Genomic DNA, 12,931 nt, shown 5'->3' on the forward strand with positions numbered 1-12,931 from the left:
CTGCGCTCATCACGCGGCAGCGCCGTTACAGCAGGTTGCTGACCTCGATCAGGTTGCCGTCCGGGTCGCGGAAATACACCGATCGCAAGGGCCCGGTGGCGCCTGTGCGCTGGATCGGGCCCTGTTCGATGCGCACGCCGGCGGCAGCCAGCTCTGCCTGTGCCTGCGGCAATGGAGTGGCTGTGATCAGGCACAGATCGGCCGAGCCGGGCGTCGGTCGCTGCGCCTTCGGTTCGAACTTGCGCCCGGCCGCATGCAGATTGATTTTTTGTTGCCCGATTCCCAATGCACGCCGCCCTTCCCCGAAGGTGATCACCTGCATGCCGAGCACGCGTGCGTAGAACGCGCAGGTGGCGTCCACGTCGGCCACGGTCAATACCAGGTGATCGAGTCGCTCGATCTGCATCACTCACCTCGTGCAGGATGCGGCGCAAAGCGCCCGTAGGGTCGCGCGTCATCGGCACGTTGTCGCAAGACATGCGCGGCAGCAAAGGCCAGCGCCAATAGCGTCAGACACATGCCGACCAACGCGCCCCAGCCGCCGTGCTGCCAGAACCAGCCGCCCAGCGCACCGATCACGCTGGAGCCGGCGTAATACGCCAGCAGATACAACGATGCGGCGTGACTGCGATGGGCGCCACCCAGCCGGCTCACCCACGCACTGGCCGCCGAATGCGCGATGAAAAAGCCGATGGTCAACAACACGATGCCGGCCACCACCACCGCCAGCACATGCGCCAGCGTCAGCGCCACGCCGAGCACGCACAACACGATGCCAGCGGTGACCACCGGGCCGCGCCCGAACCGGTCCGAGGCCGCGCCGGCCACCGACGAGCTGACGATGCCGAACACATACGCGCTGAAGATCAGGCCGATCTGGCTCTGGCTCAAGCCGAATTCCGGCCCGCCCAGACGGAAGCCGGCGTAGTTGTAGAGACACACGAACACGCCCATCAACAGAAACGGCAACGCGAACAGGAACGGCAGGTTGCGGTCGCGCAGATGCCCGGCCCAGGCACGCAGATGGAAGCGCAGGTTGATGCCATGCCGGCGCACGAAGTGGCGCGATGGCGGCAGCAGCCACACGAACGCCAGCGCACACAGCAGGTCGAACCCGCTCAGCAACGCCAACGCAGTGCGCCAATCGTAGTGATCGGTGAGCACGCTCATCACGATGCGCCCGCTCATGCCGCCGAAGGCGTTGCCAGCCACATACAACCCGGTGGCGGCCCCCATCTTGCTGGCCGGCAGTTCTTCGCCCAGGTACACCATCGCCACCGCCGGCACGCCGCCCAGCGCGATGCCGGACAAGGTGCGCACCGCCACCAACGCGCCCCAGTGCGGCAGGAACGCGGCAATCAGGTTGAGCACCGCCGCCAGCGCGATCGACACGAACATCAGCCCGCGCCGGCCCAGGTTTTCCGACACCGCGCCGGCGCAGAAGATCGCCACTGCCAGCGCGCCGGTCGCCAGCGACAACGGCAGCGAGGCGGTGGCCGCATCCACACCGAAGGCGCGCGCGAATTCGGGCAGCACCGGCTGCACGCTGTACAGCAGCGAGAAGGTGGCAAAACCGGCCAGGAACAGCGCCAGGCGAATGCGCAGCGTTGCGGGTGCGCCGGCGTCTGTTCCGACAATGGGTGCGGGGTCGGGCGGCATTCCAGGGTGGCGATCGGAGCAAGACACGGGAGCGCACCTGAGACGTGGGACGGCGAGTATTCGCCTGTCACCACCCCCTGCCCAATATATGATGGTGGCAGTTGCCATATGTGGAACAGATGGATGGAACTGCGTCACCTGCGCTATTTCCTGGCAGTTGCCGAAGAAGGCAACTTCACCCGCGCTGCCGCGCGCGTGGGCATTGGCCAGCCACCGTTGAGCCAGCAGATCCAGACCCTGGAACGCGAACTGGGCACGCCGCTGTTCCGGCGCACCCACAGCGGCGCCGAGCTCACGCCGGCCGGCGAGGCATTCCTGGGCGAAGTGCGCCGCGTGCTCGCCGATGTGGAGCGCGCCGCCGAAACCGCACGCCGGGTGGCGCGTGGCGAATCCGGGCGGCTGCGCTTGGGGTTTACCGCCTCGGCTGCCTTCAGCCCGGTGGTGCCGCGGTTGATTCGCGATTTCCGCCGCAAGTGGCCGCAAGTGGAGTTGCTGCTGGAAGAGACCAACACCGCCAGCCTGCTGGTGGGGCTGGCCGAGGGCCGGCTGGATGCGGCGTTCGTGCGCTATGGGCTGAGCACGCCACCGGACCTGCAGCTGCTGCGCTTTGCCGACGAGCCGATGAAGATCGCCGTGCCCGCCGCGCACCGCCTGGCCACGCGCAACAGCGCACCGCTGGCGGCGCTGGCGGGCGAGCCCTTCATCCTGTTTCCGCGCAGCTTCGGCTCGAGCCTTTACGACGAAATCCTGGCCGCCTGCCGCGACTCCGGCGTGACCTTGCGCATCACCCAGGAAGCGCCGCAAATGTCGTCGATCATCAATCTGGTCGCTGCCGAACTGGGTGTCTCGGTAGTGCCCGCCTCCACCGCGCAGTTGCAGCGGCCAGGCGTGCGCTATCTGGATATCGAAGGCCACATGCCGCTGGCGCGGCTGGCCCTGGCCGCAGCGCCGGGCGCGTTGGAGAGCACGCCGTTGGTGCGGCATTTGTGGGCGTTGGCGAAGCTGATCTGAGCATGGCTGGCAGCAGATGACAAAGGCTGCGTGCGTGATGTTGGCGCACTACTTTTCAAGCCACCTGCAGCATCGGCTTGACCTCGACTGCGATTGAGGTCGCTCAATGGCGGTCTTTCCACCGGCCTCATTGCCATGCATCTCCGTCATCTGCTGCTGCCCCGCCTGGACCCCGACCTGACGCTGCGTTTCTACCGCGATGTGCTGCAGCTGCCCGAGCATGGCAATGCCGTGCGCGTCGGCTGGAGCACGCTGGAGTGCATGCAGGCCCAGCACCCGGTGGGCAGCGTGCATCTGGCCTTCAATGTGGCCCCGTCGCGTTTCGAGGCGGCTGCGCAGTGGATTGGCCCACGCGCCATCCTGTTGCGCGACCCGCAAGGTCGCGCGCATTTCGCGCTGGACGGCGCGTGGCAATCGCACTCGGTGTATTTCGCCGGGCCCGATGGCGCGGTGCTGGAGTTGATCGCACGCGATGCCTTGCAGGATGCGCCAACCGGCACCGGCCAGTTCCACGGCGAAGAGCTGCTGTGCCTGAGCGAAATCGGGTTACCCAGCGGCAATGTCGAGGTGGTGACGTGCAGCGTTGCGCATCACTTCGGCCTGCAGCCCTTCGCCCCACCGCTGGAAGGCTTTGCCGCGTTGGGCGATGACCACGGCTTGCTGATCGTGGTCGACCAGCGCCGGCGCTGGTTTCCGCAACAGCGGCAGTTGCCCTGGGCCGACGGCCTGCGCATCAGCGTGGACGCGCCACAACCGGGCCTGCGCCTGCGCGATGCGCAAGGGTGGGAATTGCTGGCGGCATAAGCCGACGCGCCGCCTCACTCATGCAGCGCTGGTAGGCGCCGGCAAACCGAAGAACGCACGCGCCGCCGCGGTGCTGTTGGCGGCGGTCACGGTCACGTCTTCGCAACGATCGCGCGCCAGTTCTTCGACGATATGCGACAGGAACATCGGCTCGTTGCGGCGGTCCTTGGGCATCGGCTTGAGCGTGCGCGGCAGCAGGTAGGGCGCATCGGTTTCGATCATCAAGCGGTTGGCCGGAATGTTGCGCACCAGCTCGCGCAGGTGCGCACCGCGGCGCTCATCGCACAGCCAGCCGGTGATGCCGATGTAGTAGTCGCGGTCCAGATACGCAAACAATTCGTCGCGCGTGCCGGTGAAGCAATGCACCACCGCCGCGCCCAGGCGGCCTTCGAAGCTGCGCATGATGGACAGGAAATCGTCGTGCGCATCGCGCTGGTGCAGGAACAGCGGTTTGCCGTTGTCGGCAGCCAGTTGCAATTGGCGCTCGAACGCCTTGTGCTGGGCCGGGCGCGGCGCGAAATCGCGGAAGTAGTCAAGCCCGCATTCGCCTACCGCCACCACCTGCGGATGCGCCTGCAGGGTGCGCATTTCCGCTTCGCATTCGGCGGTGAATTCCACTGCGTGATGCGGGTGCACACCGGCGGTGGCGTAGAGAAATCCGGGGTGTTGTTGCGCCAGTTGCAGGGCGAGGGGCGAATGCTCGCGGCTGGCACCGGTGATCACCAGCTGTGCCACACCGGCATCGCGTGCACGTTGCAGCACGGCATCGCGATCGCGGTCAAACGAGTCGTGGGTGAGGTTGGCGCCGATATCGATCAATTGCATGCTGCGGGTGTCGTGTGGGGTGAACCGGGCAAGTGTAACGAGCGGGGATTAGCTGCGCTTGGTGCTTGGTGCTCAGCTTCCCTTCTCCCGTCGGGAGAAGGTGGCGCGTAGCACCGGATGAGGGGACGGGCGAAGCCTCGCACTCCCCGCCCACACGATGTGGCTTTGCCCCGTACCCTCACCCCAACCCCTCTCCCGCAGGAGAGGGACAATGTCCCTTCTCCCGTCGGGACATTGTCCCCCTTCATGGGGGAGAAGGTGGCGCGTAGCGCCCGATGGCGCCTCATGCAGCTGCCAGTGCCCGCAGTGACAAACGCGTCGCCACGCGCCTGGAGAAGTGATGCACCGGCTGCTAGGCCCGTACCTTCACTTCTCTTCCAGAGGGAGTGCGCTCACCCCACCGTCGGCACCGCCATCGCATCGATCTTCGCTGCCAGTGCCTGGATCGCCAGCTGCGCCGAGCGCGAGAGTTGCCGCTGTGGGGCCACGCACAAGGCCAGCGTCATCGGTTTGGTCAGGTGCTGGCGGAACGGCACGAAGGCCAGGCGTCCGTCGGCCACATCCGGGGCAGCGTCCAGCCACGACATCAGGCCCACGCCGGCACCGGCGCGCACCAGGCCGCGCAGGGTGCGCACGTCGTTGCAGTGGGTGAGCCGCTTCACGTCGATATGCTGGCGCTGGTACAGCACCTTGGCATGCTCGCCGACGATCAGCGGGGCGGCCGGCAGCAGCAGGCGATGTTCCAGCGTCTCGCTCAGCTGCAGCTCGGTGCGGGTGCTCAACGGGTGGCCCACCGGCATTGCAATCCCCAACGGAATATCTGCAAACGCGCGCACCTCCAGGTCCACGCTGCTCACCGGGTCCAGCAGCAGGCCGATATCCACATCGGCCGAGGTCACCATTTCCATCACCCGCTGGTTGCGCGCGGTGGACAGGTTGAAGGTGATGCCGGGGTACTCCTGCACCAGCGCGGCGACCGCCGCCGGCACCACGCCTTCGCTGAGCGCATCGATCATGGCGATCTCCACATGCCCGCGGCGCAGCCCCTTGAGCTCGTCGAAGCGCTCCAGCGTGCGTGCGTAGGCCTTCTCCCAGCCGCGCACGTCCACCAGCAGCAGCTCGCCGGCGGCGGTGAGCCGCAGCCGGCCCGGCAGGCGCTCGAACAACTGCGCGCCCAGCTCTTCCTCGGCCTTGAGGATCTGCCGGTCGATCGCCGAGGCCGACACGTGCAGCACGTCGGAGGCCTTGCGGATGCTGCCGCAGCGGGCCACTTCGATGAAGTAACGGGTGAAGCGGGAGAAGGTCAGCATGCGGCGGGGCTCGGTTGGCGTTGCATTTTTTGCAATGGCTTGGCTGAAAATCGATGTTTGATAACACACCCCCGGCTTCCTAGAGTCAATTCGGCACCGCTCCCGCCTGACGCCAGAGACCGCCCCATGGATGTCGCCGTCCCCGCCCTGCCGCTGCATTGCACCTTCGCCGCCGCCGATTGGCAGCGCCTGGCCCAGCACTGGCATGCGGTGGCGCTAAGCAGCGAGGTCAGCGAGGCGCCGTTCAAGGCCACCCTGCTGGACGAGCCGCTGGTGCTGTACCGGCTGGGCAGCGAGCTGGTGGCCGCGCGCGACGTCTGCCCGCACCGCGGCGTGCCGCTGAGCATGGGCACGGCCGATGGCGGCGGCGTGGTGTGCGCCTATCACGGGCTCCGTTTCGGAAGCGGTGGGCGCTGCAACCACATCCCGGCCAGCCCCAGCCAGAACATCCCGGCCAAGATGCGCCTGCATACCTATGCGGTGGCCGAGCGCTACGGGTTGATCTGGGTGTGCCTGTCCAAACCGGCCGGAGTGAGCGATGCGGAAATCCAGATTCCGCCAATGCCCGGTTGGGACGAAGACGGCTTTCAGCAGATCGTGTGCCCGGCCTTCGACATCGGCGGCAGCGCCGCACGCCAGCTGGAAGGCTTCATCGACGTGGCGCATTTCGCCTTCGTGCACACCGCCACCTTCGCCCAGCCGGACAAGCGCGAAGTGCCGGCCTACACCACCACCGAAACGCCGACCGGCTTCAATGCCGATTACCTCAGCAGCGTGGCCAATTATTCGGTGGACATGCCGCTGCCGGACGTAGACCCCAACTTCCAGTGGCTGCGCCATTTCGAAGTGCACCTGCCATTCACTGCCACGCTCACCATCCACTTCCCGGTGCCGGGCAAGCGGCTGGTGATCATGAACGCGGCCAGCCCGGTCTCAAAGCGCAAGACCCGGCTGCTGGTGCCGATCGCGCGCAATTTCGACACCCATCTGCCGGTGGAAGACGTGCATGCCTTCAACCTGCGCGTGTTCGAAGAAGACCGTGCCATGGTCGAAGCGCAGCGGCCGGAATATCTGCCGCTGGACCCCTTGCTGGAAGTGCACATCCCGGCCGACCGCAGTTCCATCGCCTATCGCCGTGGGCTGCGTAGCCAGGGCTACAGCGACTTTTTCCTGCGTTGACGGCCGAGGACGACACCATGCAATTGCACGAAGTCCGCGTTGCCGACGTCGTCGATCAAGGCCACCGCCAACGCGCGATCCGGCTGGAACCGGTGGGCGCGCAGTTGCCGGCGTTCGAGGCCGGTGCGCATGTGGACCTGCACCTGCCGGATGGCTTGATTCGCCAATATTCCATCGCCAGCGCGCCGCATGTGCGCGACCACTATCTGTTGTGCGTCAAGCTGGCCGACGCCTCGCGCGGCGGCTCACGGCATCTGTGCGAGCAGCTCGCCCCCGGCGACCGCCTGCGTATTTCCACACCGCGCAATCTGTTCCCGCTGCACCCGGGCGAACGTCATGTGTTGCTGGCCGCCGGCATCGGCATCACGCCGCTGCTGTCGATGGCCGAAGCACTGGAAGCACGCGGCGAGGCGTTCGCGCTGCATTACTACGCGCGCCGGCATGCCGATGTGGCATTCGTGCAGCGCCTGCAACAAGGTTTTACGCATGGGCAGGTGGAAGTCCATCTGAGCGACGGCGGGCAGAGCCCACGCGTACATGTGCCCGCGGAATTGGGCCAGGCGCGTGCGCAAGACCAGCTGTATTTGTGCGGGCCAGCGGCGTTCATGGACCACTTCACCGCGCTGGCAAAGGCGCATGGCTGGACGGCGGCGCAGCTGCATCGCGAACACTTCGCCGCTGCCGCGCCCAGCCCTGCCCATGATGCAGACAGCGCCTTCGAAGTGGAGCTGGCTGCCAGCGGCCGCGTGGTGCAGGTGCCGGCCGCTTGCAGCATTGCCAGCGCCTTGCTGGACGCCGGCATCGCGGTGCCGCTGTCGTGCGAACAAGGCATGTGCGGCGCCTGCCTGACCGGCGTGGTTGCCGGGCTGCCGGATCACCGCGACAGCGTACTCAGCGACGCCGAACGTGCCGGCAATCGGCAGATGACCGTGTGCTGCTCGCGTAGCCGCTCGCAGCGGTTGGTGCTGGATCTTTGAACGCGGTCATTGGGGTGCACGTGCGCGTCTGCCATGACATCGCGCGGGCCGGTGGCTGTGCGTGCCCGGCCCAGGACTGCCTGTTGTCTGTTGACCGCTTCGCAAGCGCATTCCGTGCCCGATGTCCGTGGCAAGCGCAGCGCAGCAGGGCAAGATGGGCGGCCCGCTTGGGTGCGCAGCCACCACGCGCCGTCCCGTCACGATGAGATGCCTGCCGATGTTCGTTTGTCTTGCCGTCGCCCGGCGCCACACCCAGAGCGCACGCTGATGCGCTGGCCGGGGTTTTCGCTCGCTGCCAACGGCAGCACCGTGCGCACCGAAGTACTGGCCGGTGCCACCACTTTCCTGACGATGGCCTACATCGTCTTCGTCAACCCCGACATCCTGGCCACCACCGGCATGGATCACGGTGCGGTGTTCGTGGCCACCTGCCTGGCCGCCGCACTCGGCTCGCTGTTGATGGGCGTGCTGGCCAACTACCCCATCGGCATGGCACCGGGCATGGGCTTGAACGCGTTCTTCGCCTTCAGCGTGGTCGGCACATTGGGCTACAGCTGGCAGCAGACCCTGGGGCTGGTGTTCGTGTCCGGCTGCGTCTTCCTGCTGCTCACCATCACCGGTGCGCGGCGCTGGTTGGTGGACGGCATTCCACCGGCCTTGCGCAGCGCCATTGCGGTGGGTATCGGCCTGTTTCTGGCCTTGATCGGGCTGCAGAAGGCCGGGTTGGTGGTGGCGCACCCGCAGACCTTGCTGACGCTGGGCGATCTGCATCGGCCCGAGCCGCTGCTTGCCTTGGCCGGGTTGCTGCTGATCGGCGTGCTGGAGCTGCGCCGCGTGCGGGGCGCCATGCTGCTCGGCATTCTGGCCATCACCGTGGCGGCGTTGGCGTTGGGGCTAGTGCAGTACACCGGCGTGCTGTCGCTGCCGCCGAGCCTGGCGCCCACCGTGTTGCAGCTGGATATCGTGGGCGCCTTGCACGGCCATGGCGGCAGCGGCGCGCTCACCGCCGTGCTGCACGTGGTGCTGGTGTTCGTGCTGGTGGAAATGTTCGACGCCACCGGCACGCTGATGGGCGTGGCACAACGCGCCGGCCTGCTGCACACGCCTGCGCAGCGCCGCCAGTTCGACCGCGCCCTGCTTGCCGACAGCACCGCCATCCTGGCCGGCTCGCTGCTCGGCACCTCCAGCACCACCGCGTATGTGGAAAGCGCCGCCGGCGTGCAGGTGGGTGGGCGCACCGGCCTGACCGCGCTGGTGGTTGCCGCGCTGTTCTTGCTTGCGCTGCTGTTCTCGCCGCTGGCCGCCATGGTGCCGGCCTATGCCACCGCACCGGCACTGATCTACCTGGCCTCGGTGATGCTGCGCGAATGCACGCAGGTCCAGTGGGACGACGTGGGCGACGCGTTGCCGGCGGCCATCTGCATGCTGGCCATGCCGCTCACCTATTCCATTGCCACCGGGCTGGCGTTCGGCTTCATCACCTACGCAGCCCTCAAACTCGGCAGTGGGCGCTGGCGCGGCGTGCACCCGGCAACCTGGGCGATCGCCGGCTTATTCGTGCTGCGCTATGCGCTTGACTGACGCGCGCCTGCGCGCGCGACGTCTGCGTGCAGGCGCGTCATCGGCTGGCCGCGCGGCGTGCTGGCAGGCAAGCTACACCATCACCGGCGCTTGTACGCCGCCACCGCACTTTTGACCGAGCTTTCCGCATGCCCCTTCTTCACCGCTGCCTGATCCTGAGCATGTGCGTCGTGTTGCCTGCCATCGCGCAGGCCCGCCCGGCATCCACAGCTGCGCAGCAACGCGAGCAACAGGTGGCGCACTTGTTCCGTGAGGCTGCCGGGCAACCTGCGCAATTACGCACCTGGCTGCAGGCCATGCCGAAAGGTGGCGATCTGCACAACCACCTCTCCGGCTCGGTGTATGCGGAGGAGTATCTGCAGTGGGCCAGCGACGATGGCGCCTGCGTGCAGCTGGACGACCTGAGCCTGCGCGCGCCACCGTGCGGTGCCGGCCAGGAACCGGCAAGCGGCCTGGCAGCACGCAACGCTGCGCTGTACGGCCGGGTGGTGGATTCGCTGTCGATGCGCAAGTTCCTGCCCAGCCCGGCGCAACCCACCGGCCACGGTCAGTTCTTCAGCACGTTCGGCAAGTTCGATGCCGTGGTGCGTGCCCGCGTTGCCGACACTGTGGCCGCGGTGCTGGACCAGGCTGCGCGCGACCGCGTGCCGTATGTGGAAATCATCGCCAACCCGCCGCAGATGGATCAGGCCGCAACGCGCATGCAGGCATTGCCCTGGAAGGGCGAGGACGACGCGGCCAATCTGCGCGCCTTGCAGGCCGACTTGCCGCCGCTGGTGCTGGCCGCGCAACACGCGCTTGCCGACACCGACGCCCAGGTGCGCCGTGTGCTGCGTTGCGACCAGGCCGACGCGCGCCCGGGCTGCTCGGTCGTTTACCGCTATGTACCCTACGTGTTGCGTGTGCTGCCGCAGCCGATGGTGTTCGGGCAGATGGCATTGGCGCATGCGTTGATTGCTGCCGGCGGCAGCCGCGCGGTGGCACTGAACATCGTCGCGCCGGAAGACAACCCGGTGGCGCTGGCCGATTACGCGCGGCATATGGCGATGTTCCGCTTCTTCGCAACGCGCTACCCCGGTGTGCCGCTGTCGCTGCATGCCGGCGAGCTGGCGCTGGGGCTGGTGCCGCCGGTGCAGCTGCGCTCGCATATTCGCCAGGCCGTGGATGCAGGTGCACGCCGCATCGGCCATGGCGTGGATCTGCCCTATGAAGACGATGCGGATGCACTGCTGCAACGCATGCGGCGCGAACAGGTTGCGGTGGAGATCAATCTCACCAGCAACGATGTGATCCTGGGCGTCAAGGGCGCCACGCATCCGCTGGCGCTGTATCTGCGTGCCGGCGTGCCGGTGGTGTTGTCCACCGACGATGCCGGCGTCTCGCGTGCGGACATGACCCACGAATACCAGCGCGCGATGCAGGAACAAGGCATCGATTACCCCACGCTCAAGCAGCTGGCCCGCAATGGTCTGACTTACAGTTTTTTGCCGGGCACCAGCTTGTGGAGCGCCAACGGTAAAGCTGCGCACGCCTGCGCCACTGCACTGCAACGCGACACCGATGACGCCGCATGCCAGGCGTTTCGCCAAGGCAGCGAGAAGGCACGGCTGCAATGGCAGCTGGAATCCGACCTGGCGCAGTACGAACACATGCTGTTGGCGCAACAACACGCTGGCGCATGCCAGGTGAGAGCGCGCTCGCGCGCGATGAAGCGTTACCGGTAACGCCATCCGCGCGCAAGCGCGCTCCTGCACAGGCAACGTCCCGCTCCTCTCCGCTGCAATGCACTCAACCCTTACGACCAACGCGCAATGACTTCACCACATACCGCCCCTTCCAAACGCCGCGTCATTCTTGAAGACGATATCGACGGCTTCACGCCTGCGCAGCTGCTGCTGTTGCAATCGCCCGACGTCGAGGTGCTGGGCATCAGCGCGGTGAGCGGCAACATCTGGCGCGACGAAGTGCTGGCGCACACCTGCCGCCTGCTGGAGCTGGCCGGCCATCCGCAGATTCCGGTGCTGCCCGGCCCGGTGCATCCGCTGCTCAACAGCGAGCTGGCCACCGAACGCTGGGAAGCGCTGTACGGCAAGCTGGTCTGGAAAGGTGCGTGGACCAAGCATTGGGTGGAGGGCGACACCGTGCAAAGCGCGCCGCGCTATCACGCGCACGATGTGGTGCCGGATCTGGCACTGGGCAATCCCAGCGTGGTGCGCGCCTCCGACGAGCCGGCCGCGTTGTTCATGCTGCGCATGGTGCGCCAATACCCGGGCGAGGTGAGCATCATTGCCACCGGCCCGTTGACCAATCTGGCGCTGGCGCACTCGCTGGACCCGGCCTTCGCCACCCTGGCGCGCGAGTTGGTCTACATGGGCGGCAGCCTCAACCCGCGGCAGCAGCGCGACAGCCTGAGCGCTCGGCAATTCGCGCGCGAATTCGTCAACTCGCCGCGGCGCGAATTCAATCTGCGCTGGGACCCGGAAGCGGCCAGCATCGTCATGCGCGCACCGTGGCGCCAGATCACCATGGTGCCGGTGGACCCCTCCACCGCCACCGAGCTCACGCCTGGGTTGCTGGCGCGCATGAGTGCGGCCGACACCACCATTGGCCACGCACTGCGCCGCCGCGAGCCGGGCTTTCCGATGTGGGACGAACTGGCCACGGCCGTATGGCTGCGCCCGGCGTTGGCGACGCACACCGAAACGCTCTACGTCGACACCAACACCGCTTTCGATGCCGGGTATGGCGATAGTTTGTCGTGGGCGCCGGGGTACCAGCCCGGGCTGGGCGAACAGGCGCAGACGGTGGTGCGTGCGGTGGATATGCAGGCATTCGAGCAGTTATTGATCGACCGCCTCACTGCGCCGCAGCCGCCGGCAGTCGGGTTGCCGCTCCCCCTTCTCCCACCGGGAGAAGGTGCCCGAAGGGCGGATGAGGGTACGCCAGCCCAGAAAGATGGGATGCCAGTCGAGTATGAAAACGAGCCAGTTAAATGAGCAACTGACACACCACCAACGCGCGGGGCACCCTCACCCCAATCCCTTATCTCTTGGCGATCTGCCAGATTAGGTGTCGAGAGCCGGCGTGGTCGACCGATAACCCACAGGTCTAAACAACCGCGGGAGAGCGAGGTCGCCTCGCCGGGATCTCCTGGCAAACGCCCGAACAGTTGCTGGAGTTGGCACTCGTAACGATCAGGCTGGGCAGCCCAGGAGAGCTCTCGACCCTTCGAGCATAGCGGAGTTTTTCCATGGCATACGGCGTAGGTATCGATGTCAGCAAGCAGTGGTTGGATGTGCATGTGCATGGCTGCAAGGGCGAGCGGCGCTTCCCCAACACGGCGGCAGGTCTGCGCCAGCTGCGCAGCTGGCTGGGACACATGGAGCTGCACCAAGTGGTACTGGAAGCCACGGGCGGCTACGAACTGGCAGCGCTGGATGCGCTGCATGCGGCCGGCTTGCCGGTGGCGCGTGTGAACCCTCGCCAGGCGCGTGACTTTGCCAAGGCCATCGGCCAACTAGCCAAGACCGACACCTTGGATGCGCGTGTGCTGGCGCAGATGGCGATGCTGTTATCACTCACGCC

General features: G+C 66.8%; 12 protein-coding genes. 8 read left to right on the top strand and 4 right to left on the bottom strand.

Annotation, left to right across the window (positions count from 1 at the left end):
• Positions 1–25: 25 nt before the first annotated feature.
• Together A7D16_RS14880 and A7D16_RS14885 are read right to left on the bottom strand one after the other, a co-directional pair.
• Positions 26–406: a VOC family protein gene (locus tag A7D16_RS14880; protein WP_064634035.1), complete on the bottom strand. Its 381-nt coding sequence runs from the start codon at positions 404–406 to the stop codon at positions 26–28.
• Positions 406–1,686, bottom strand: a complete 1,281-nt coding sequence (locus A7D16_RS14885; protein ID WP_064634038.1) for an MFS transporter — start codon at positions 1,684–1,686, stop codon at positions 406–408. Before A7D16_RS14885 ends, A7D16_RS14880 begins: the two co-directional genes overlap by 1 nt.
• 96 nt (positions 1,687–1,782) lie before the next feature.
• On the opposite strand from A7D16_RS14885, the gene A7D16_RS14890 reads away from it, so the two are divergent.
• The gene (locus A7D16_RS14890; RefSeq protein ID WP_064634040.1) at positions 1,783–2,670 is read left to right on the top strand and encodes a LysR family transcriptional regulator; all 888 of its coding nucleotides are present in this window, start codon (positions 1,783–1,785) and stop codon (positions 2,668–2,670) included.
• A 135-nt stretch (positions 2,671–2,805) separates the two neighbouring features.
• Positions 2,806–3,474 carry a VOC family protein gene (locus tag A7D16_RS14895; RefSeq protein WP_064634043.1) on the top strand — a complete coding sequence of 223 codons (669 nt, stop codon included), beginning with the start codon at positions 2,806–2,808 and terminating at the stop codon, positions 3,472–3,474.
• Positions 3,475–3,492: 18 nt separating this feature from the next.
• Here the strand turns inward: A7D16_RS14895 and A7D16_RS14900 are convergent, their stop codons facing one another.
• Positions 3,493–4,299 carry a TatD family hydrolase gene (locus A7D16_RS14900; RefSeq protein WP_064634046.1) on the bottom strand — a complete coding sequence of 269 codons (807 nt, stop codon included), beginning with the start codon at positions 4,297–4,299 and terminating at the stop codon, positions 3,493–3,495.
• Positions 4,300–4,691: 392 nt separating this feature from the next.
• The gene (locus A7D16_RS14905) at positions 4,692–5,609 is read right to left on the bottom strand and encodes a LysR family transcriptional regulator (RefSeq protein WP_064634048.1); all 918 of its coding nucleotides are present in this window, start codon (positions 5,607–5,609) and stop codon (positions 4,692–4,694) included.
• 126 nt (positions 5,610–5,735) lie between these two features.
• Here A7D16_RS14905 and A7D16_RS14910 point away from each other — a divergent pair, with 126 nt between their 5' ends.
• From A7D16_RS14910 to A7D16_RS14935, 6 genes are all read left to right on the top strand, one after another.
• A complete protein-coding gene (locus A7D16_RS14910; protein WP_064634050.1) occupies positions 5,736–6,788 on the top strand; it encodes an aromatic ring-hydroxylating oxygenase subunit alpha in 1,053 nt (350 codons plus the stop codon).
• 17 nt (positions 6,789–6,805) lie between these two features.
• The gene (locus A7D16_RS14915) at positions 6,806–7,765 is read left to right on the top strand and encodes a PDR/VanB family oxidoreductase (protein ID WP_064634063.1); all 960 of its coding nucleotides are present in this window, start codon (positions 6,806–6,808) and stop codon (positions 7,763–7,765) included.
• A gap of 267 nt (positions 7,766–8,032) precedes the next feature.
• Positions 8,033–9,346, top strand: a complete 1,314-nt coding sequence (locus A7D16_RS14920; RefSeq protein ID WP_064634053.1) for an NCS2 family permease — start codon at positions 8,033–8,035, stop codon at positions 9,344–9,346.
• Between the two features lie 128 nt (positions 9,347–9,474).
• Positions 9,475–11,070 (top strand): adenosine deaminase family protein, encoded by a 1,596-nt coding sequence (locus A7D16_RS14925; RefSeq protein WP_064634055.1) that lies wholly within the window; start codon positions 9,475–9,477, stop codon positions 11,068–11,070.
• 87 nt (positions 11,071–11,157) lie between these two features.
• Positions 11,158–12,342, top strand: a complete 1,185-nt coding sequence (locus tag A7D16_RS14930; RefSeq protein ID WP_064634058.1) for a nucleoside hydrolase — start codon at positions 11,158–11,160, stop codon at positions 12,340–12,342.
• 254 nt (positions 12,343–12,596) lie between these two features.
• Positions 12,597–12,931: IS110 family transposase (locus A7D16_RS14935; RefSeq protein ID WP_153043122.1), on the top strand; the 335-nt coding region annotated here is incomplete at its 3' end.

It is taken from the genome of Xanthomonas nasturtii (assembly GCF_001660815.1).
Classification (GTDB): Bacteria; Pseudomonadota; Gammaproteobacteria; order Xanthomonadales; family Xanthomonadaceae; genus Xanthomonas; species Xanthomonas nasturtii.